The organism is Neorhizobium alkalisoli (genome assembly GCF_007829835.1).
In the GTDB taxonomy this organism is placed as follows: domain Bacteria; phylum Pseudomonadota; class Alphaproteobacteria; order Rhizobiales; family Rhizobiaceae; genus Neorhizobium.
Map to the genome: position 1 here is coordinate 738,109 of NZ_VIWP01000001.1, position 21,441 is coordinate 759,549.

At 60.3% G+C, this 21,441-nt stretch carries 22 protein-coding genes; 9 read left to right on the forward strand and 13 right to left on the reverse strand.

The window, feature by feature from the left end; genetic code table 11:
- Positions 1-155 precede the first annotated feature (155 nt).
- From FHW37_RS03255 to FHW37_RS03270, 4 genes are all read right to left on the reverse strand, one after another.
- Positions 156-725, reverse strand: a complete 570-nt coding sequence (locus FHW37_RS03255; protein ID WP_145632405.1) for an HdeD family acid-resistance protein — start codon at positions 723-725, stop codon at positions 156-158.
- Between the two features lie 116 nt (positions 726-841).
- The gene (locus tag FHW37_RS03260; RefSeq protein WP_145632408.1) at positions 842-1,318 is read right to left on the reverse strand and encodes a DUF992 domain-containing protein; all 477 of its coding nucleotides are present in this window, start codon (positions 1,316-1,318) and stop codon (positions 842-844) included.
- A gap of 123 nt (positions 1,319-1,441) precedes the next feature.
- Positions 1,442-1,798: a hypothetical protein gene (locus tag FHW37_RS03265; RefSeq protein WP_145632411.1), complete on the reverse strand. Its 357-nt coding sequence runs from the start codon at positions 1,796-1,798 to the stop codon at positions 1,442-1,444.
- Positions 1,799-2,151: 353 nt separating this feature from the next.
- A complete protein-coding gene (locus FHW37_RS03270) occupies positions 2,152-2,607 on the reverse strand; it encodes a hypothetical protein (protein ID WP_210249262.1) in 456 nt (151 codons plus the stop codon).
- A 195-nt stretch (positions 2,608-2,802) separates the two neighbouring features.
- Between FHW37_RS03270 and FHW37_RS03275 the strand changes: the two genes are divergently transcribed.
- The 4 genes from FHW37_RS03275 (at position 2,803) to FHW37_RS03290 (ending at position 8,034) form a co-directional block, all read left to right on the forward strand.
- Positions 2,803-5,097, forward strand: a complete 2,295-nt coding sequence (locus tag FHW37_RS03275) for an FdhF/YdeP family oxidoreductase (protein ID WP_145632413.1) — start codon at positions 2,803-2,805, stop codon at positions 5,095-5,097.
- A gap of 53 nt (positions 5,098-5,150) precedes the next feature.
- Positions 5,151-5,795 (forward strand): response regulator transcription factor, encoded by a 645-nt coding sequence (locus tag FHW37_RS03280; protein ID WP_145632417.1) that lies wholly within the window; start codon positions 5,151-5,153, stop codon positions 5,793-5,795.
- Positions 5,796-6,007: 212 nt separating this feature from the next.
- Positions 6,008-6,985 carry an MsnO8 family LLM class oxidoreductase gene (locus tag FHW37_RS03285; protein ID WP_186458123.1) on the forward strand — a complete coding sequence of 326 codons (978 nt, stop codon included), beginning with the start codon at positions 6,008-6,010 and terminating at the stop codon, positions 6,983-6,985.
- Between the two features lie 5 nt (positions 6,986-6,990).
- Complete coding sequence (locus tag FHW37_RS03290; protein WP_145632422.1) at positions 6,991-8,034, forward strand: MsnO8 family LLM class oxidoreductase; 1,044 nt, start codon at positions 6,991-6,993, stop codon at positions 8,032-8,034.
- Positions 8,035-8,236: 202 nt separating this feature from the next.
- Here the strand turns inward: FHW37_RS03290 and FHW37_RS03295 are convergent, their stop codons facing one another.
- Both FHW37_RS03295 and FHW37_RS03300 read right to left on the reverse strand, forming a co-directional pair.
- Positions 8,237-8,815 carry a flavodoxin family protein gene (locus FHW37_RS03295; RefSeq protein WP_145632425.1) on the reverse strand — a complete coding sequence of 193 codons (579 nt, stop codon included), beginning with the start codon at positions 8,813-8,815 and terminating at the stop codon, positions 8,237-8,239.
- Between the two features lie 107 nt (positions 8,816-8,922).
- Positions 8,923-9,261 (reverse strand): DoxX family protein, encoded by a 339-nt coding sequence (locus tag FHW37_RS03300; protein WP_145632427.1) that lies wholly within the window; start codon positions 9,259-9,261, stop codon positions 8,923-8,925.
- Positions 9,262-9,393: 132 nt separating this feature from the next.
- On the opposite strand from FHW37_RS03300, the gene FHW37_RS03305 reads away from it, so the two are divergent.
- The gene (locus tag FHW37_RS03305; protein WP_145632430.1) at positions 9,394-9,960 is read left to right on the forward strand and encodes a TetR/AcrR family transcriptional regulator; all 567 of its coding nucleotides are present in this window, start codon (positions 9,394-9,396) and stop codon (positions 9,958-9,960) included.
- Here FHW37_RS03305 and FHW37_RS03310 read toward each other — a convergent pair.
- From FHW37_RS03310 to FHW37_RS03320, 3 genes are all read right to left on the reverse strand, one after another.
- Positions 9,957-11,552, reverse strand: a complete 1,596-nt coding sequence (locus FHW37_RS03310; protein ID WP_145632433.1) for a Na+/H+ antiporter — start codon at positions 11,550-11,552, stop codon at positions 9,957-9,959. The two genes, FHW37_RS03305 and FHW37_RS03310, sit on opposite strands and share 4 nt — an antisense overlap.
- A 184-nt stretch (positions 11,553-11,736) precedes the next feature.
- A complete protein-coding gene (locus FHW37_RS03315; protein ID WP_145632435.1) occupies positions 11,737-12,582 on the reverse strand; it encodes a nitroreductase family protein in 846 nt (281 codons plus the stop codon).
- Between the two features lie 98 nt (positions 12,583-12,680).
- Positions 12,681-13,244, reverse strand: a complete 564-nt coding sequence (locus FHW37_RS03320; protein WP_145632438.1) for a hypothetical protein — start codon at positions 13,242-13,244, stop codon at positions 12,681-12,683.
- A gap of 361 nt (positions 13,245-13,605) precedes the next feature.
- Between FHW37_RS03320 and FHW37_RS03325 the strand changes: the two genes are divergently transcribed.
- The gene (locus FHW37_RS03325) at positions 13,606-14,520 is read left to right on the forward strand and encodes a LysR family transcriptional regulator (protein ID WP_145632441.1); all 915 of its coding nucleotides are present in this window, start codon (positions 13,606-13,608) and stop codon (positions 14,518-14,520) included.
- A gap of 107 nt (positions 14,521-14,627) precedes the next feature.
- Positions 14,628-15,671, forward strand: a complete 1,044-nt coding sequence (moaA, locus tag FHW37_RS03330) for a GTP 3',8-cyclase MoaA (protein WP_145632444.1) — start codon at positions 14,628-14,630, stop codon at positions 15,669-15,671.
- Between the two features lie 151 nt (positions 15,672-15,822).
- Here the strand turns inward: moaA and FHW37_RS03335 are convergent, their stop codons facing one another.
- From FHW37_RS03335 to FHW37_RS03350, 4 genes are all read right to left on the reverse strand, one after another.
- Positions 15,823-16,203 carry a response regulator transcription factor gene (locus FHW37_RS03335; RefSeq protein WP_145632447.1) on the reverse strand — a complete coding sequence of 127 codons (381 nt, stop codon included), beginning with the start codon at positions 16,201-16,203 and terminating at the stop codon, positions 15,823-15,825.
- 32 nt (positions 16,204-16,235) lie between these two features.
- Entirely contained in the window at positions 16,236-16,913 is a 678-nt protein-coding gene (locus FHW37_RS03340) for a response regulator transcription factor (protein WP_145632450.1), read from the reverse strand.
- Positions 16,906-18,489, reverse strand: coding sequence for a sensor histidine kinase (locus tag FHW37_RS03345; protein WP_145632453.1), 1,584 nt, complete (start codon positions 18,487-18,489; stop codon positions 16,906-16,908). The genes FHW37_RS03340 and FHW37_RS03345 overlap by 8 nt, the downstream gene beginning before the upstream one ends.
- Positions 18,490-18,911: 422 nt before the next feature.
- Entirely contained in the window at positions 18,912-19,223 is a 312-nt protein-coding gene (locus FHW37_RS03350; protein WP_145632455.1) for a hypothetical protein, read from the reverse strand.
- 311 nt (positions 19,224-19,534) lie between these two features.
- Between FHW37_RS03350 and FHW37_RS03355 the strand changes: the two genes are divergently transcribed.
- Together FHW37_RS03355 and mqo are read left to right on the forward strand one after the other, a co-directional pair.
- On the forward strand, positions 19,535-19,951 hold the full coding sequence (locus FHW37_RS03355; RefSeq protein WP_145632458.1) for a hypothetical protein: 417 nt from the start codon (positions 19,535-19,537) through the stop codon (positions 19,949-19,951).
- On the forward strand, positions 19,944-21,437 hold the full coding sequence (gene mqo, locus FHW37_RS03360; RefSeq protein ID WP_145632461.1) for a malate dehydrogenase (quinone): 1,494 nt from the start codon (positions 19,944-19,946) through the stop codon (positions 21,435-21,437). Before FHW37_RS03355 ends, mqo begins: the two co-directional genes overlap by 8 nt.
- The last annotated feature ends 4 nt before the right edge of the window (positions 21,438-21,441 follow it).

Sequence of the window (21,441 nt, forward strand, 5' to 3'; positions counted from 1 at the left end):
AGCGGAATAGGCCGCGGAATATCGCCCGTCGCACCATTGACGGAGCAATCTCCTGGAGCCGAAAGCAGGTGGTTCTGCTCCCGCCCACAAAAGAAAATGGGCCGTCAAGACGGCCCATTTTCTGTAATTCTTTGATGCCTTCGGGAGATGGAGTTTCAGCTCGCCCGACGCCTCAAGGCGAGGCCGAAAGCCAGAAAACCAAAACCCTGGAACAGCAGATCGATCGTCAGCATTGCCCCCAGAAGACCCAGTCCGACGCTCGGCCATGTCAGCAGGATCAGCAGGCCGACGACAATCGTCGCGATCCCGCTTGCGAGGACCCAGCCCCATCCCGTTTTTGAACGATCGCGAATTGCCATTGCAATCCTGAAGATGCCGGCGGCGACCAGAAGGGCACCGATAACGAGAGCGATATCCACGGCCGATAGAATGGGATCGAAGATCAGCACGGCGCTGGCTGCTCCATAAAAGAGGCCGCTGATGATATCGAATGTCCGGCGTCGCCAGTTCCGCGCGACAAAGGCATGGGCGATTTGAAAGGCGGCCCCGACAAGCATCATGGCGGCGATGTAGATGACCGATGCAATGGTGGTTGCGAAGAGATTGATGCTGGCCAGAAGGCCGACAATGATCAGCGCAATGCCGAGGGCGACATACCACCCCCAATTTGCCCGCGCCGTTTTCAGCGCAGAGCCCAGACTGGAATTTGCCGTGATGGTGGTCATGTTCAGCTCCTTGATTGAACGGAACCGCTGCGCGGCCCGTTCAGGAGCGGCAAGGTTCCATCATTGCTGGAAGGAGAAGGACGTGCGACGCGCTCGCGCCACACGTCTTTCCCGGATCAGTTCTTGGCATGCAGGGTGAGCGCGGTGATGCCGGCTGCGATATTGACGCCTTCCTCGGCCTGCAGTGCGATCGGCTGCAAGGCGATCGTGCCATGCAGGCCGCCACCGAGAACCTTGGCGCCGACACCGACGCCAAGCGCTGCATCAGCCGTGATGCCCGTATAGGTGCCGGAGAGGGAGCCGACATCGCGCGAGGCAGGTGCAAAGACCAGCCAGGCCAGCTTGGCCTTGCTGATTTCGCCGATATCGATGCCGAACTCGGTAATCTTGCCGGTATAGTCTTCCTTCGCAGCACCATCGCTCGGCGTGAAGACGCAGCTCATGTCCTGCTGGGAGCCGACGATGACGCCAAGGCCGGCGGAAACATCGCATTCGAGACGGCCGGCCTCGACATGTTCGGCGGCGAAGGCGGATTGCACACCCATGATCGACAGGGCGGCGATGGCGGCGGAATAGATCAGTGTCTTGCGCATTGTATGGGTCCTTTCGACCTCAAATGATCATTGAAGGGGAGAAGCGTTCCTCTGGGCGGAACGCGGAGCTGTTGTCTTGTCGAATGCGGCGCCTAGTCCATCAAAGGGACCAGGCCGATTTCATCAACGAAGCCAGAAGGTCACGCTGCCATCGCCGGCCTGCTGTGCATTCACGACGTCATCAAGAATGACACCCTTGCGAACGAGGCGGCGGCTCAACGCCTTGTTGGACTGGATGGCGGCCTGGAGTTTCTGCACTTCCGGCGCCGGCAAGGCCACTGCGTTCGGATTGCTGTCATCGCCATCGGCGGTGTTGTAGTCGTCGGTATATTCGACGTTGAAAGGCTTGTTGAAGGTCGCCAGGGTCTGTTCGAGTTCCGGAGCCCAGTTCATGGCGACACTGTCGGCGGCATAACTTGCGCCGGCAAAGGACATCGAGGCCAGGAATGCAGCTGCTGCAAGTTTCGACACGCGGTTCATGAGATATTCCTTTTCTGTAAGCATTGCGGGCAAGACCACTGCTTCTGCAGAAGCGCTCCCCATTCGCCGCTCCATGGCGACTGGGTGAAAGCTACAAACCTGCGCTGCCTCGGAAAATTATACGGATGGGGCCCGGAGCCTGAACGAAGGTATGGATCATCTATGCCGATGTTTTTTCGCGGCGGATCGTGGTGAAGCGCGAACAAAACGAAAGATGCGCGGCTCCGTTTGAGGAACCGCGCATCTCTGCGTCACGCCGAAGCAGGGCCCCTTTTGAAGGCGGCCTCATGCAACGTTCTCGAATGATGAGCCTGGGCCGTTGCCGCTTTCAGGCGTGCCGAAACCGCGAAAATTCACCAGCCGTAGCTGGGGCCGAACGGACCATAGAACTGCGGGAAATCGGGTCCCCATCCGGACCAGTCCCAGCGGGCGTCGGCATAGGTGCGGGCGGCAAGAAGCTGGCGATTGGCAATCCGCTCCTGGGCCTGCGCCTGGCGATAGTTATTGTAGGCATCCTGCGTTCCGACATAGAGGCAATTGCAGTTGACCGGATCGGCATAGACGTAGCTCACCGTGTTGCCGCGGCTGCGCATCAGGAACCTGTTCGGCGGAAGCCGCTTGAGCATGGCTACACGGGCCGGCGTGTTAGCGGGTCGCACGACAAAGCCTGCTGCCGCGAGATTGTTTTCCTTGTACTGGACGGTCTGGGACACGGTCTCGCAAGATGCCAGGGCCAGAGAAATTCCGGTCATCGCGATGATGGCGAAGCCGAGCCGGCGCTTGCTCGGCGCCTGTTTGTCGAGGGTCATATGCACTCTCCTGTTTGAATTGAACCAGGAGACGTTCCCTTTTTCCTGCACAGCAGAAAATCATACCGGCGGTCATCAGGCCTATGCGTTGGTATGGGCGGATCATACCGATCCGCGACGACCTATGCTTCTGTATAGCTTCGGAGACCTGCGCCGCCTGTTACTTTGCCGATACCTGAACAAAGGAGACCCCCGATGGCAAAGAAGCGTCCCGAAGGTATCAAGGCATATAACGAACCGGCAGGCGGTTGGGGGGCACTGAAGGCCGTCGCCGAGACGCTGGCGCGGCAGCAGGTCGTGGCCCAGGGCACGGCGACGCTTCTGAAGGCGAACCAGCCGGAAGGTTTCGATTGTCCCGGCTGCGCCTGGCCCGACCCGAAACACACATCTTCGTTCGAATTCTGCGAAAACGGCGCCAAGGCAATCACCTGGGAATCGACCGCCAAGCGCGTCAGCCCCGATTTCTTCGCCAATCACACGGTTTCCGAGCTCTGGACCTGGACGGATCACGAGCTTGAAAACGCGGGACGCCTCACCCATCCGATGATCTATGATGCTGCGAGCGACCGCTATCAGCCGATCGAGTGGGACGACGCTTTCGCGCTTATCGGCAAGCAGCTCAACGCGCTGGAAAGCCCGCACCAGGCGGAGTTCTACACGTCCGGCCGCGCCTCCAACGAATCCGCCTTCCTGTATCAGGCTTTCGTCCGCGCTTTCGGCACCAACAACTTTCCCGACTGCTCGAACATGTGCCACGAGGCAACCAGCGTCGGCCTGCCGGAATCGATTGGCGTCGGTAAGGGAACAGTGACGCTTGAGGATTTCGACCACTGCGATGCGATCTTCAGCTTCGGGCATAATCCGGGCACCAACCACCCGCGCATGATGACCACGCTGCACGAGGCCTCGCGCCGCGGCACGCCGATCGTCGTCTTCAATCCCTTCAAGGAGCGAGCACTCGAAAAATTCGCGGCGCCACAGGATCCGATCGAAATGGCGACCTTTTCCTCGACCGAGATCGCCTCGGCCTATCATCAGGTCCGAACCGGCGGCGATCTGGCCGCGATCAAGGGCATGATGAAGCTGATCTTCGAGCGGGACGCCCAGGATATCGCCAATGGCGGTCCCGGCGTTCTCGACCTTGCCTTCATCGATGAGCACACGGTCGGCATCGATGACCTGCGCCGCGACGTGGAAAAAACGAGCTGGGAGGAGATCCTCCATTTCTCAGGCCTTTCGCGCGCTGCGATCGAAAGCGCCGTCGATGTCTATCTCAACGCCAAGAAAGTCATCCTCTGCTACGGCATGGGCCTGACCCAGCATGCCAATGGTACACATAACGTCCAGCAGGCCACCAATCTTTTGATGCTGCGGGGCAATCTGGGCCGCGAAGGCGCCGGCATCTGCCCGGTTCGGGGCCACTCGAATGTTCAGGGCGACCGTACCGTGGGCATTACGGAAATTCCCAATGCCGCGCTTCTCGACGGCATGGAACGCGCCTTCGGTTTCCGACCGATCGGCGACAAGGGCCACAATGCGATCGAGGCCATCGAAGCCATAGCGGAAGGCCGCTCAAAGGCGCTGATCTGCCTCGGCGGCAATCTGGCGGTCGCGATGTCCGACCCGACCGTGACCTTTGCCGGCATGCGCAAGCTCGATCTCGCCGTCCACATCTCGACCAAGCTCAACCGCTCACATCTCCTGACCGGCAAGACCTGCATCGTCCTGCCCTGCCTTGGTCGGACCGATCTCGACACGCAGGCCTCCGGCCCGCAATCGGTGACCGTCGAGGATTCCATGTCGATGGTTCATGCTTCGCGCGGGTTCCTCAATCCGCCGAGCCCCTTCCTGAAGTCGGAACCTGCCATTCTCGCCGGTATTGCACAGGCAACGGTCGGGGCCAGATACGGCATCGACTGGCTGGGGCTCATCGAGAATTACGACCGGATCCGCGAAAAGATCGAGCTCGTTTTCCCCGACTTCAAGGATTTCAACAAGCGGGTTAGGGTGCGCGGCGGCTTTCGGCTGGATGTCCCCGCCTCCTACCGGGAATGGCGCACGGCAAGCGGCAAGGCGAATTTCCTGGTGGCCTGTGGCCTTGATGAAGATCCACGCTTGAAGGATCCGGAAACGCTGGTTCTGGCGACTATGCGCAGCCACGACCAGTACAACACGACCGTCTACGGCCTCGACGATCGCTATCGCGGCGTCTTCGGACGGCGCGATGTCATCTTCATCAGCGGCGCGGATCTCGACGCCCGCGGCCTGAAGGAAGGTGATCGGATCGACGTGCATGCGATTACGGAAACCGGTCCGGCGCGGTCGGTCCGCGGTTATACTGCCGTTCGTTACGACCTCCCGCAGGGCTCGGTCGGCGGCTATTATCCGGAGATGAACGCAATCGTGGCGCTGAACCATTATGATCACAAATCGGGCACGCCGGCCTATAAGGGCGTTCCGGTGAAGATTGTCCGCTCCGAGGCCGCATGACGGAACCGAGCGGCCTTGACAGGGCTTAAGAAGGCGATGGAAAGACTGATGTCATGATCGCCTCTCGCAAGCCTCCTGCCGGTCCCACCGGCCCGGTCGTCTATATCGTCGACGACGATATCTCGATGCGGGAATCGCTGGTCGACCTGTTCCGTTCGATGTCGATCGACGCAGTTGCCTTCGAGAACACCGAAACCTTCCTCGCGGCTGCAAGGCCCGGGGCGGGATGTATCCTGCTCGACGTCCGCCTCCCCGATCTCAACGGTCTGGAACTGCAGGCGCATCTCAATGCGAAGGGCAACAAGATGCCGATCATCTTCATGACCGGCTATGGCGACATTCCAATGAGCGTGAAGGCTATCAAGGCGGGAGCTTCCGACTTCCTGACCAAGCCGTTCGATGACCAGGCGCTTCTGGATGCCGTGAACGTCGCTCTGGAACGGGACGCGGAAATCCGCAAGGGCGATACGGCGATCGAAGCGTCCAAGATCCTCTACGAAACGCTGACCCCGCGCGAACAGGAAGTCATGCAGCTCGTCGTCCGGGGCCTGATGAACAAGCAGATCGCCTTCGAACTCGGGATTACCGAGGTGACGGTCAAGCTTCACCGGGGAAACGTGATGCGCAAGATGGACGTGCGCTCACTCGCCGACCTCGTGCGTGTCGGCGAAGCGCTGGGCTACGGCAAACAGGCCTGATTTCAGGCCGGCCCTACACTCTCGTATAGTTACGGCGTCCGGCGGCATCATCTACCTTACCGATAGTCGAACCGTCGGCATTTCAAGCTCGGCGGCAGCTCAATCCTTTCAGCTCGCGAACGCTCACGCCGGCGAACTCCCCTCTGCAAAACCGCGCCGGCCAGCGAACCGGCAGCATGAGAAGGGTCGTCACCTTCATCAAAGGAACAGCGGTGAAAATCTCCATCCTCGAACAATCGACCCTGTCGGAAAACGCCTCCCCATCCGACGCGATCCAGAACACCGTCTGGCTGGCACGCGAAGCCGACTATCTTGGTTATGAGCGACTCTGGCTGTCGGAACATCACAACATGAGCATCCTGCAGGGCTCCTCGCCGGAAGTCCTGCTTGCCGCGGTCGGCTCCAAGACCGACCGTATCCGCCTCGGCTCCGGCGGCGTCATGTTGCCGAACCATTCTGCCTACAAGGTGGCCGAGAATTTTCGCGTGCTGGAAGCGCTCTTCCCCGGCCGCGTCGATTGCGGGATCGGCCGCGCGAGCGGCGGCGATCCCTATTCGACGGCTCTCCTCAATCCGCCGGACGGGATCGACTTCCCCCAGCAGGTCGGCCAGCTCGAACGCTTCTTCCACGACGGGCATCAAAGGGTAACCGCAACGCCGAAAGTGGATAGCGCACCGCCGCTCTGGCTGCTCTCGGCCGGATCTCATCCCGAGAGCGGGCTGATGGCGGCTGAAAAGGGAATGGGGCTCGCCATCGCCCTGTTCATCAATCCGGCGGCAACCCGCGAGGCCGTCGCCCAGTACCGCCGCAATTTCAGGCCTTCGCCGGAATTTCCCGAGCCGCGCGTTCTGATCGCGCTCAACTTCGTCGGCGCCGATACGCCGGCGAAGCTCGAGGAGATGAAAAAGGCCTCGGATTATTTCCGGCTCATGCGCGACAGCGGCAACTATCCGAAAGCCGTCCCCTCGCCCGAGACGCTGGACCGTGTCGAATTCTCGGCCAGTCAGAAGGCCTATCTCGCTCAGATCGCCAATCGCGAGGTTACGGGCCTGATCGATGATGCGGTGAAGGAGATCGCGGCACGGGCTGCGGCCTATGATGCCGACGAGGTCATGCTGACGATGATGTGCTTCGACATAGAGGACAAGATCCGTGCCTTCCATCAGGTTGCCGACAGGATTGTGAGCTGAAGGCCATGACCGAAAAACTGACCCTTTCCATCCTCGATATCGGCCCGATCCGGTCGAACCAAACGGCCACCGACTGCTTCGACTCGATGATCGCACTGGCGAAGCTCGGCGACGATCTCGGCTATCACCGGTATTGGCTGGCGGAGCACCACAATGTCGAGGCAGTCGCGGCCAGCCATACGGCATCCTTCGCGCCTGTGATCGGCGCGCATACGAAACGCATCCGGATCGGTGGATGCGTTTTGCTCGCGCATTATCCGCCGCTGCTGATCGCGGAGCAGATGGGGCTGGTGGAAGCCTGTTATCCCGGGCGAGTCGATCTCGGCATCGGCCGGTCGAGCGGTGCGGACTGGGCCACCAGTTCGCTATTGCGCGGTGGCACCGAAGCGAAATCCGACGAGGCCATGATAAATGATCTCCGCAACCTGCTTGCTCTCAACCAGCCCGAGGGACTGACGGTGTCGCAGGATGATCGCCAGTTCAGCTTCCGGCCGGTGCCGAATGCGACCAGCGCACCGGCGCCCTGGATATTGGGGACGTCGAGCTATTCGGCGCACCTGGCCGCCGAGCTTGGTCTACCCTATGCATTCGGCTATCATATCCGTGCCGAGGGCGCGAAGGAGGCGATCGCGCTTTATCGCGAACGCTTCAAGCCCAGCAGCTACCTGGCCGAGCCGAAAGTTCTGGTTTCCGCCATCGTCGTCATCGGTGAAACCGATGAGGAAGCCGAACGGCTTGCCCGACCGCAACTGTTCTTCATGTCCTCATTCCGCTCTGGCGAACCGGTACAGTCGCAGATGCTGGTCGAGGAGGCCGATGGCAAGGTATTCCCCGCTCACCACGAAGAGCTTGTCCGGATGTTCCGCCGATCCTGGATCATCGGATCGCCCGATCGTGCAGCAGAAAGCATTGCCAATCTTGCCGCAGACCTCGGCGTGTCGGAGATGATGATCAATCCGGTGGTTGCCGCCTATTCATCGCAGCCGGCCAATCGCGCGCCAAACAGGGAATTTACACTCGCCGCACTGGCCGAGCGTTTCCCCCAATAGGCCGGCCAGCACGGACGCTGCGTTTTGGACGCGCTCGTCACGTCGGCGGCGGAAAACATCAATGGCGTGGCGGCGGCGTTCGGCCACAAGCTGCACCCGCCACACAACCAGTTGCGATCGCAGCTGAGACGGACAAAAGCCTACTGCTTATGTCCGTCTCAGGATCAACGCCCGCAGGCTTAACCGCGGGTACTTCTCAAGCTCATGCGGCAGGCCCGAAGCGCTGCGCCGTCATTGCCACACGCTGGCCGTAAGCACGTGCGGTTTCCAGGTCACCGGCAGACATCTCGCTCGGAGCAGCGTCGGCGTCCGACTGCGCCATCGGCCCGATATAGGAACCCATGCGGTTTGCATCGTCCCGCCTGGAAGCCTTGACGTTTGAGGGTTTGATGCCGAGGCTTACCCACAAACCACCATGCTGTCCGGCGAGCAGGACGAAATACTGCAATGTATTCAGTTTGTCGCCATTGAGACTGGCGCTGTTCGTGAACCCGCCAAAAATCTTGTCCTGCCATTTTCCGGAGAACCAAGGCTTCGACGACGCGTCGGCAAACTTTTTAAACTGCCAGCTCGGGCCGCCCATATAGGTCGGCGAGCCGAAGATGATGGCATCCGCAGCATCCAGCGCCGCCCATCCTTCGTCCGAGAGATTGCCCTCCGCATCGAGAGCATAGAGCGTCGCGCCGGCTCCGGCGGCGACTGCCTCAGCCATTCTTTGAGTATGGCCGTAACCGGAGTGATAGACGACGACGGTTTTTGGGGTGAAATTTGATGAGGTCATGACTGGCTCCTTAAGCCGTGGTTGTACGCCTCGCCGGGTCAGGCCGGCGCGGTTCGCATTCGATAAAAAATGTGTCGGAGACTTGTGTCTGTCGGGTCGCCCGACGATCAGAAATGGGTGCCGGCTGCCACGATCAGAAGCAGCATGAACACGGCCGGCGGCGGGATGTGCCGGAAGTTCTTTGCACGAATGACGGAGGCGATGGCGGCGATCATGATACAGGCCCCAAGCGCAACACCGATGTAAAAGGTCGCCGGAAATACCAGCAGGCAGGCGGTCGCGATCTCCAGTGCGGCCGTGATCCAGCACCACCACGGCGGGAAGCCGTAACGTCTGAAATCGTCCCGGATCGCTTGTGCACCGGAAGCGTTGACGGCGCCGCCGATCAGGAAGGCCGCGGCGGCCAGCCAGGTCGCGACGGCAAAAACTGTTGTTGGAAGAAACATCGAACTAATCTCGCTGTTGGTGGCATGCAAGAATTTATCATCGCAAAAATATCTAGCAATGCTATTTTGTCAATCGCTGTTTTTAAACCTGACCTGTTGCGATAAGCTACCGCCGGAATGAAAGGGCGGCGAATGGGGATTGCAGAACGCAAGGAGCGGGAAAAAGGCGAGCGGGAGCGCCGTATTGTCAGTGCGGCGAGAATGCTCGCAGAGCGAGACGGCTGGGCTTCCGTTACCGTACGGCGTCTGGCTCAGGAGATCGAATATAGTCAGCCGGTTCTATACGCTCATTTTGAAAATCGCGACGCTATCGTCGGCGCTGTCGCGCTGGAAGGCTTTGGCGAGCTCGGCCCCGCACTGCGGGCGTCGGTTCAGCCATCCGCCACTCCTTCTGAAGCGATGAAAAGTGTCGCCATCGCTTATCTCGAGTTCGCGTTTGAACGGCCGGCCCTGTACGAGGCGATGTTCATCCTTCCGACCGGGCTGCGTTTTGCAAAGTCCGACACGCCGCAGGTGCTGCGCGACACGTTCGGCGCCATGCTGGCGGTCATCACGCCTTTCCGCGATGACGCAGAGCTTGCGACCGAAACTCTTTGGGCTGCCTTGCACGGACTGGCGGAACTTGAACGTCACGGCAGGATCAGAGCTGCCTTTCGCGAGCAGCGCGTGACGCAGATCGTCGCGATGTTCTCGGCTTAAAGCGCGCCTTCATCCCTGCGCCGCAGGGTGGCGAGTTCCTGCAGATCCAGATCCTGCTCGATGTTCCGCATGATCCTGTCCGAGACATGCCCGGTCCGGTACATTTTCAGGACTTCCTCCCGGCCCGTGCGGATCGCACAGAGGATCGCTTCGAAATGCTCGTCCGAAAGCGGGCGCCGGCGTTCTGGGACGAGGTTGAAATGCGGGACCGACAATACGCTGAACAGGTCTCGATCAGACATATGCGGAAGACCATGCGATGGATTAGAACGGCAATGCGCCAGCATGGCCTGATATTGAATGTCGGCAACTTTCTTGCGGACCGCGGCCTCATCCCGGGCAAGCTGCGAATTGCTCTTCAGCGTGATCGACGGAAACAGCCTGATGACGAGCGGAAGCGTGGTGCCCTGAACAAGCACCGTCACGAGGATCACCCCGAAGGCCGAAGCCAGGATAAGGTCGCGCCCCGGAAAATTGATCGGCAGCGACAAAGCCGCCGCCAGTGTTACGGCTCCTCTCATCCCGGCCCAGCTCAGGATCACGGTCGTCGGAATGGACGGAAGGTGTTTTGGATGAATGCCGACCCGCGACAACGCCGTCCAGATCATGTCCGATCCGACCAGCCAGACGAAACGCGCGACGATCACGGTCACGACCACGGCGGCAACCGGCAGCGCCAGGGTCTGCAGCCCGTCTCCGACGCTTTCGAAATGATTGAGCGCCTGTCTTAATGACAAGCCGATCAGGACGAAAAGAAGGGATTCCAGAAGGAAGACGAGGACGCGCCAGAACGCCTGGGCCCGGATACGGGTCGCCGCCGAAAAGATCTCGTGCTGCTGCCAGCCCAGCATCAAGCCGGTCGTCACCGTGGCAAGAACGCCGGAAAAACCCAACCGGTCGGAAATCATGTAGGAGACAGCTGCAAGCAGCAGCGTGCCCGTGACGACGAGCTCGCTGTTTGCGAACTGCCGCAAAAGGCGCAGCGCGACCCAGCCGAGCGAGAGCCCCACCATCACGCCGCCGAGCGAAACGACAAAGAAGGTCGCGACCCCGACGGGGGCGTCAAATGAGCCGTTCAGGGCCGCCGAAACGGCGAAGTGAAAAAGAACAAGGCCGCTTGCGTCATTGACCAGGCTCTCGCCGGTCAGGACGGTGGTGACACGGGTGGGAAGTCTCAGCTTGTCCAGCACGGCACGGGCCGCCACCGCGTCCGGCGGAGAAACGATCGCTCCGAGGGCAAAGGCGGCAGACCAGGGAATATCGGGGCGCAGCCAGTGAACGACGGCTCCGACCGACAGGGTCGTGAACGCGACGGCCCCGACCGCAAGCGACGAGATTGCCGCGAAATACTGTTTGAAGTCGAGCCAGACGGTCTGATAGGCGCTGCTCAGCAGGAGCGGCGGCAGGAAAACGACCATGACGAGGTCGGGGTCCATCGCGACGACCGGGATGCCCGGTATGAAGGCAAGCGCAATCCCACCGACGATCAATGCGACGGCAGAAGGCAGGTGCAGGCGCCTGGCGGCAAGTGCCAGAACGAGCACGACCATCAGCAGACCGACAAGGAATTCATAGTCGAGTTCGATAGACATGTCGGCAGGCTCGCAGGTCAGGGGGCGTGCTGACGGGGCTACCGTCGCTGGTCGTGTTCGTCGAAATTCCGAACGGCATTTTCAGATGGATTGGGTGCACGGTTCCACGCATAAACTTGGAACCGCACACCATGTTTGCGCTCAGAACCGCCTCGCCGGGCAGGCAGAGAGTGCTCGAAAGCAGCTACCGGCTACCCATGCGCGCAGCACGAAGAAACTCCATGTAGCGATCCCGGCCATGGAGCGCGGCCTTTGTCCCGAGGCGGGAAGCAACGGCACCGGACCATCCGTGAGGAGACATTCCCTGCTTGTTCTGGAACCGGCTCATGATGCGATCATAGGCGGAAATCTCTTCGGCATCGGCCACACGATAGACCTCGTCATGGACCACCACGTCCTGGCTCAGGCGTGGCTTGATATCTGTGTCATGCCTCGGATGAGGGCGGCCGACGACCAGACCGGTCACGGGAACGCAACGATCCGGAAGTTTCAGGAGGGATGAGAGCGTTTCGGCGTTGTTGCGTACGGCGCCGATGAAACAGGTTCCGTAGCCGAGCGCTTCGAATGCCAGCGCGGCATTCTGGGCCGCGATACAGGTATCGACGATCCCGAGCATCATCGTCTCAAAATAGTCGAACGCCTCGAGCGGCGTGTCATAGGCCTGACCGATGGCATAGTTGCGGCTCTGGTCGGCCAGCCATACGAGCATCAAAGGTGCTTCTTCAATCTGGCCCTGATTACCGCAGAGGCGATTGACCTCCTGCTTGTGGGTCGGGTCCGAAATCTTGATGACGCTCCAGCTCTGGAGGTTGGACGAAGTCGCGGCCGATTGGGCTGCAGCGATTGCCGTCTTCATATCGCCTTCGGCGACCGGTTCGGCGGTGAACCGACGAATGCTCCGATGCATCAGCATATGGTCGATAATGGCATTGCCGGACCGGATCAGGCTGTCTGCCTCACCATATCTGTCCGAAACAGCGTCAGCGACGGGACGTCCATATTTCACTGCATAGTTTTTGTAGAAGTCCATCTCTGACACTCACTGTTATGGGCATTTACGGCCAGGCTTTGTCGAACGCCGGCAAGGCAGAGGATATCCGCCTTGCCGGCTATCTTAAGCAAGAGCCTTTATTCTGCAGCGACCTTGGCAGCTGCCTTGGCGCGTGCCTTGCGGGCGATGCTTTCGGCGAAGAACGGCGTTTCACGATGGTTATGGTCGCCACCGGCAGCCTGGCGAGCGGCGGCGGCCTGTTCGAAAGTCTGGCCGTGCTGCTCGATGAAGGTCATGAAGGCATCGGTCGGATGGCAGGTGACCTTGTTGGTGTAACGGGTGCGGTTGCCGTCGATTGCTTCGGCAATCAGTTCCCAGATGACATTGACCTGGGTGCGCTCACCGGTCGGAGTGAAGACGTCGGAGATCGAGTTCATGCGGCAATAGGACGGCGTGGCTTCCTTGGCGACATAGTGCTGGATGACGAGGCCGGTGCCGATCTTTTCGACATTGATGGACATCTTACGGCCATCGTCGGTGAAGGTTGCGCCGCAAGAGACGTGATCCGGTACGCAGCAACGCTGATACTCGGCTTCCGGGAGATTGAAGAGCCAATCGGCGATATCGATCTGGTCGAGCGGAACATCGATCTCGTGCGAATAGGCGGAGAGCGAAAGCAGCTTGTCGGTGATAACTTTCATGGTCTTATCCTTTCGGTCTGGTTTCGGCATCCGAAACCCGCAACCCTTTCGGCAACGGTCCCGGTGCTCTTGCGGTGATCTTTACGAGCAACTCCGATGTCTGCTCCGGGGGTAAAACTGGCATCCTGCGGCCCCGGTCTCAATTATACGGACAGGTCCCGACCCTATCCTTTGGTCTTGGTCGACCGCCTTTCGGCATGGCGAGAGAGGTTGACGAAAAGTGCGTATTTTTGCCCCTTATGCGGGGAATTTCTCCAGAACCGGCGCTTGAACAGCCCATCGGGCATGGAAGAAATTGCACCCGGCAACTCCGGGGTATAAGCCCAAATCTCCTCGAAACGGCTTTGCCGGGAATGCAAAGATGAGAGCAGAATTCCTTTCCACCTTCATCGATGTCGTCCAGGAAGGAAGCTTTTCGGGAGCCGCACGCAAGCGGGCGGTCACGCCGTCGGCAGTCGTCAGGCAGATCGATACGCTGGAGCAGGATCTCGGGGTGGCGCTGCTTGTCCGTTCGACACGAGCCCTGACACTGACGGATGCCGGCGAGAGACTGCATGAGCGCGCGTTACGCCTGCTCGAGGATATCGCCGACACCCATGCCGAGGTCGCGGCCTTCGGCGGTTCGGTCTCCGGCACCTTGCGTGTCGCCTGTTTCCCAACCTTCGGCAAACGTTATGTCGTGCCGATCGTTACCGCGCTGCAGCTGGAACATCCGGATCTGAAGATCGAGCTGACACTGACCGAACGCCTTGCCGATCCGGTGCAGGAACGCCTCGACGTCGTCATCCGGATGGGAAACCTGCCCAACAGTACGTTGATCGGCACGAGGATCGCTCCGTTTCGGCGGCTTCTTGCCGCAAGCCCCGCTTATCTCGAGCGCGCGGGCGTGCCGGAGACGATCAATGATCTCTTCGACCACAAGCTGCTCGACAAGCTGCATGGCGCCGATCTCCTTGGCTGGACGGATGTGCTGGGCACACCGGCCGGCGAAGCCGGCCACGGAGAGGTCGCGTTCCGCTGCGACGATTTCGAGGCACTTCGTGGCGCAGCCGAGGCCGGAATGGGGATCGCATTTCTTTCGACCTGGGTGGTCGGACCTGACATCCAGCAGGGCAAGCTGCGCGAAGTCCTGCCCGGCCTCGATCGATGGAATGACGATCCAGCCGGCATTTTTCTTCTGCGTGCTCTTCCGAGTCCAAGTGCCAAGGTCCTCGCTTTTTCCAGGGCACTCATTGCCTCGATCGGCAATCCTCCAGTCTGGGAACCGCTCCCCTAAGCACCTTTACCCGTCCATAGCTGCACCGAAACGCCGGCCTATACATGAGTATGGTTGTTCCATCGCTCTGCCTGCGGGATTGTTGTGCCGGTTCGGAAGGAATTGCGATGCAGACGACAGCTCTTCACACGGCACATGGATCCGAAGCGGCAGCGGAGGGCGGGCTCGTCGATCCGTTCGGCCGGTCGGTCACCTATCTGCGCGTTTCCGTGACAGACCGCTGCGATTTCCGCTGCACCTATTGCATGGCCGAGAATATGTCCTTCCTTCCAAAGAAGGATCTGCTGACCCTCGATGAACTTGACCGACTCTGTACGGCCTTCATCTCGAGGGGCGTCCGCAAGCTGCGCCTGACGGGCGGCGAACCGCTGGTTCGCAAGAATATCATGCATCTGGTGCGTCAGCTTGGCCGCCATATCGGCTATGGTCTGGACGAACTGACCCTGACGACAAACGGCTCCCAGCTCGCACGACACGCCGAGGAACTCGCCGATTGCGGCGTGCGCCGGATCAATGTCTCGCTCGACACGCTCGACCCGGAAAAGTTCCGCAGGATCACCCGGTGGGGTGATTTCTCCCGGGTCATGGAAGGGCTGGATGCAGCCCAGAAGGCCGGCATTGCGATCAAGCTGAATGCCGTTGCCCTCAAGGACTTCAACGCCCCGGAAATGCCCGATCTCATCCGGTTCGCGCATGGTCGCGGCATGGATCTCACGGTTATTGAGACGATGCCGATGGGCGAGATCGAGGAGGATCGCACCGACCGATACCTTCCCCTGTCGAAGCTGCGCACGGACCTGGAGCAGCAATTCACCTTCCAGGATCTGGCCTATCGGACCGGAGGGCCTGCCCGCTATGTGAAGGTTGCGGAGACGGGCGGCCGTCTGGGCTTCATCACGCCCATGACCCATAATTTCTGTGAAAGCTGCAATCGCGTCCGGCTCACCTGCACGGGAACGCTCTATATGTGCCTCGGCCAGAACGACGCCGCCGATCTGCGGTCGGTGCTGCGTACGAGTGAGAGCGACGCGAACCTGCATGCCGCGATAGACGATGCGATTTCGCGAAAACCCAAAGGGCACGACTTCATCATCGACCGCTCGAACAACCGCCCAAGTGTCGGCCGCCATATGAGCGTGACCGGTGGCTGAGGCGGATAGTATCCGACGCGTTCCGAGACCGTCCTGATGCAAAAGCACCCGGCGCTCGTTTAAATCAACGCAATCAACTCTTCATGGGAATTCGTTCGGCGGATACCGCTTGCGGCAAATGATCTGGCCGGATTAGACGGCCACCGGCCGTTTATGCCGGCTTGGGCAGAGCAAGGGCCGTGTCGATGAACTCGATCAGCTTCGTCAGGTCGACGGGTTTCCCGAGGAAAGCCAGTGCGCCGCCATCAAGCGCCGCGGTGCGCGTACGCTCGTCGTGATAGGACGTCATGAAGATCATCGGCGGGCGATCGCCTTCCTGGTTAAGGCGGCTCTGCAGCTCGATGCCGCTCAGGCCCGGCATTTTGACGTCGACGACCATGCAGTCTACGGACGCGCGCGGCTTGAACGCCAGAAACGCCTCGGCAGACTCGAAAAGCTTGCTCTCGTAACCCAGGGACTTGACCAGGTCATCGAGCGCTTCGCGGATAGCCAGGTCATCATCGACAATGGCGATTAGGGACGTTTGGGACACTTATTACGACTTTCATAGTTTTCGCATCGGTCTCAAGCCACACGCACGAGTGTGGGCTTTGCTGACCGTACCAGATGTTCATTCGCCTGCTCGGTGGCCCGAACCAGTTCGGCCACCGACTTGACCTGCATCTTTCTCATGACGTTGCCGCGATGCAGTTTCACGGTGATTTCGCTGATCCCCAGCCGGAAGGCGATCTGCTTGTTCATCAGCCCCTCGACAACGGCCCCCATCACCTCGCGTTCCCGCACTGTCAAGGTTTCGAACCGGGTGGCGACGTCCTGATGCCGGCGCATTTCGCGGCGGCGGGTCGCGTCGCGCTCGACGGCGGCGAGGACCGCATCGAGAATGTCCTGATCGCGGAAAGGCTTGGCGAGAAAATCGACGGCACCTGCCTTCATGGCACGCACGCTCATCGAAATATCTCCGTATCCGGTCATGAAAACGACCGGCAGGAGGCTTCCGGCGCGCTCAAGATGGGCCTGGAAGTCGAGTCCGTTGACGCCCGGCAAACGAACATCAAGCACGATGCAGCCCGCCCGGTTGAGATCCGCCATTCCCATGAACTCGTTGGGATTGGCAAAAGCCTCTGCCTCGATCTGCATCGAGCGGAAGAGATCGACGAGCGATTCCCGCATCGAAAGGTCATCATCGAGAATGTAGATGACGGGAGCGTCTGGGTTTCGCTTGCTGCTCTTCAATTCAAGCATTGGCCGTCTCCTTCGGTAATCTGATTTCAAAAATTGCGCCGCCATCGGGGTGGTTGCGCCCGTCAAGCGAGCCCCCAATGGCCTCAATGGTACTTCTGCAAATAGAAAGACCGATCCCCATGCCGTTTTCCTTGGTCGTGAAGAAAGGTTTGAATAGGTTCTGCTGGGCCTCAGCACCCAATCCGTCACCGGTGTCGCGCACGGTGATCGAGACATGATCCGCGTCTGCCGGAGCATCCAGCGTGATCGTCACCAGTTTTCGCAGCGCTTCCGATGCGGTCATCGCCTGGGCGGCGTTGGAAATAAGGTTGATCAGGACCTGCTGCATCTCGACCCGAACGCCGGAAACAGCCGGAATTTTAGTCTTGAAGATGACGTCCACTTCCGCACGCTCACGCTGAAGATCGTGGTCCATCAGGGTCAGCGTATCATCCACCAGCACGCCGAGGTCGATGGTTTCATTCTCCTTCGGCGCGGCGAGCATCACGGCGCGGGTATTCTTGAAAATATCGCTGGCGCGGTTGCTGTCCCGCAGGATCCGCTCCGCCGACCGCTTGGCCGCCTCGATATCGGGTGGATTCCGATCAAGCCAGCGAACAAGCGTCTGCGAATTGACCGCGATCGCCCCAAGCGGCTGGTTGAGTTCATGCGCCAGAGACGCAGACAGGGCGCCGACGGTCGCAGCCTTTGAAGCGCGGCTCAGCTCCGCCTGTGCATCGGCCAGCGCCTTGCGCGCCTCTTCGCGCTGGGTGACATCGACCATGCTGACGATGACGCGGTTGAAGGCGGAAGGATCCTTCGGAAAGCTGATGCCAAGCAGGACGAGCCTCGGCTCGCCATTCTCGTTGAAGACTTCGGCATTGTCTTCGAAATAGGTGGCGCCATCCATGATCGCCTGCAGCAGCGCCGAGAACGCGTCGCTGTCCTTCGGAATGATACGATGCATGATGCCGCCCGGAATGTCGGCCGCGAACGAGCCGAGAAGCTCGACAGCCGCCGCATTGGCATCAACGATCGCGATCTTGTCGACACATTCGGCGAGGAAATCGGGATTGGCCTGTGCATAGGCTTTGGCGTCCTTCACACCACGCGCTTTCAGGCCGACGAGGAAATCGCGCAGCCTCGAATAGTCGCGTTCCCACAGGGCAACACGAGTGCGATCGAAGATCGCGCGGTAACGCGCCTCGCTTTCGCGCAGGGCAGCGTTTGTCTGAAGCAGCTCGGCCCTGGCCTGTTCGGTGCGCAGGAGCAGTGCCGCCGTCACGGCAAGTGCCGCCAGCGCCACACAGAGGCGCAGAAAGGTCGGAAAGTCCGGATCCGGCGTATGCGTCAGGAAGAACGAGATCAGCGTGCAGACGATGAACAGAGCGGTGAGCGCGATCAGTCCGAGCCGGCTGGCGGCTTCGGCGGCCAGTAGAAGAGCGATCGCATAGAGTACCGCGATCGCGCCCTCGATATCCGTGAACGTATCCACGGCAAAAACGGCGGCAGCCACGATAAGAGCCGCGCCACCGAAGATGATATCGTGGCGACCTGCCTCTTGCCTTGCCAATCTGAACTGCAGCATCTGTGCCATGAATGGTTCCAAATCTTTGAGATCGAGGATACCGGTTCATGGCACCCGCCGGACCTATACAATGGTCTAGTTGATCGGCTTGCGACACCGCCAGATCCCTGCTTTTCCATGACAAATATCCAGAAAAAAGAGGCCGCCTTCCCGGCGGTGGAAGGCGGCCTTTTGCGGATCGCGGTGGTCCGCAGTTGGTCCGAGGGGAGGGGTTGCTCGGACCTGCAGCGCCTGGCGCTACTGACCTCGTCGAGGGGCGGGCGATCGAGGTAACGAGATGAAGACTACCGCCGCAGCGGGCGCGGCGTAACTATACTTAGGTGTTGTCAGGTATATACGTTTGCATGCAAGCAATCATGGCGGGAAACAAAAGGCCCTGCGATGCGATCGCGGGGCCTTGTCCATCCATCCGATGCGGGTTGGTACCCATTTCAGGCTGCAAGACTTTGTTCGATCCGGCCAACCGAGGCTGCCATCCTTTCAATCAAGGCAGGCCCGTAGCTTGCCGCAGCGATCTCGGCGGCCGACAGGCGAAACGAGTCGGAAAGCTCTGCCAGCATCGTTTGCAGGTCCTTCCGGTCGCGCCGTCTCGCGGCAGTGGACATTTCCCCGAGCCTGATGGAAAGACCCATGATGACGTCGTGGCGCGCTTCGGCCGTGATCGACATCAGGTGCTTTCTGGTTTGCAGTCCAAGGGCCGTAAGGCCGGCCTGCTGCCCAGCCTCGACGAAATCGCCGGCCATCTCTTCATACATCGTTCGACCTCTCTCCTGCCCGGCAGGCGGGCGTGATCCGTGAATTGTCGAAAGCCTAGCCTCCATTCCGTGGTCGCTGAATCATACGTATGTTTAGGGCGCCAGGCGGATCGTATCGGAGCCTCGCCGCGAGGCCTGCCGCTCTATGGGACATGTGCCGGTATCGTTAAGCGAAGGTCTGGCCCGACCTATACCTAAGCTTGATATCGCCGCTGATTGTTGGCGCCTTAGGCTGAACCTCACGACAAGCCGGCCAGGCCTCCTCTTGCTGGAGCCTGCCGAACAGTGAGGTGAAAGACATGTTTCGATGCGTGCGGATCTGGACCGACAGCGAGGGCAATTCCGAGTTTGAAGAGGGGCTTATCGATCTTCCGAAGGGAGATCGGGGCGACACGCTGAGCGCTGTTTTCGACACCGCCTCGATCTCGTTTCGCGAGACCGCACCCGGCGGTGAATATGCCTGGCACCCGGCCCCGATCCGGCAGTTCGTTCTGACCTTGAGTGGCACGCTCGAGTTCGAAACCAAGCTTGGAAAGCGTTTCACCATCCGTCCCGGCGATATCCTTCTTGCCGAAGACACGACGGGCGGCGGGCATCGCTGGAGGCTGCTGGGCGACGCCCCCTGGCGGCGTGCCTACGTGATCCTCGCCAGCGGTTCCGCCGCGGGCTTCGTCGCATCAACCTCGCTCCAGTCGAAGGATGAAGCACATGGCTGACGTGAACGAGAAAGCCGATATCGTCCTCATCGGCGCCGGCATCATGAGCGCAACGGTCGCGACCATGCTGAAGGAGCTGGAACCCAGCCTGTCCGTGGTCGTGTTCGAAACGCTCGGCGATTGCGCGCTCGAAAGCTCGCATGGATGGAACAATGCCGGGACCGGCCATGCGGCCAATTGCGAGCTGAATTACACGCCCCAGCGCGCCGACGGCACTGTCGACATCCACAAGGCGCTGGAGGTCAATGTCGAGTTCGATCTCTCGCGCCAGCTGTGGTCGCATCTCGTCCGCAAGGACGCGATCAAGGATCCCGGCGCCTTCCTGCATGCCTGCCCGCATATGAGCTTCGTGACCGGAGATGCCAATGTCGCGTTTCTGCGCAAGCGCTTCGAGGCCATGACAAAGAGCCATTGCTATCACGGCATGGAATTTTCGGATGTCTCGTCCAGGATCGAGGAATGGGCTCCGCTCGTCATGGAAGGTCGCGCCGGTGATGAGCCCGTTGCCGCCACACGGATCGTCTCGGGTGCGGATGTCGATTATGGCGCCCTCACCCATCTGCTGATGTCGCAACTTTCGGCGCAAAGCGGTTTCTCCGTCTTCTACAGGCATAGGGTCAGCGACCTCACCCGCACGGAGAACGGCAAATGGCGCGTCGAGGTCGAAGATGCCGAAACCGGCTATATCTCTTCCACCATCGCCAGCTTCGTTTTCATCGGTGCCGGCGGCGCATCAATCGAGCTCCTGCAGAAATCCGGCATTCCCGAAGGCCACGGTTATGGCGGTTTTCCGGTCAGCGGCATCTGGCTTCGGTGTGACGAGGCTGCAGTCGCCAGCCGTCACCATGCCAAGGTTTATGGCAAGGCGGCGCATGGCTCCCCGCCCATGTCCGTGCCTCACCTCGACACACGCATCATCGGCGGCAGGCGTTCGGTCCTGTTTGGCCCCTATGCCGGCTTTTCGACCAAGTTCCTCAAGGAAGGATCCTATCTCGATCTCTTCGGTTCGATCCGTCCCTCCAACATCCTGCCGATGCTGGACGTGGCCTTCCACAGCCTGCAGCTTGAGGAATATCTTGTCGGGCAAGTGGTCGAAACCGACCGCGCCAAATTCGAAACCCTGCAACACTTCTTCCCGATGGCACGGCGTGAAGACTGGACGGAGGCGGTTGCCGGTCAGCGCGTGCAGATCATCAAGCCGAAGGGACATGTGGGTGGCGAGCTGGAATTCGGCACGGAACTGATCGCGGCTGCCGACAATTCCCTTGTCGCACTCCTCGGCGCCTCCCCCGGCGCTTCGACCGCGGCCTTTATTGCGATCGAAGTTCTGGAAAAGTGCTTTGCCGACAGGCTGACGGAAGACGGCTGGCTGCCTCGCCTGCGCGAGGTCATCCCGACCTATGGCATCGACCTCAAGACCGATGCCGATGCCTGCCACAGGATCAGGTCCGAAACCGCTTCCGTGCTCGGCCTGGAATTTGTGTGACCTG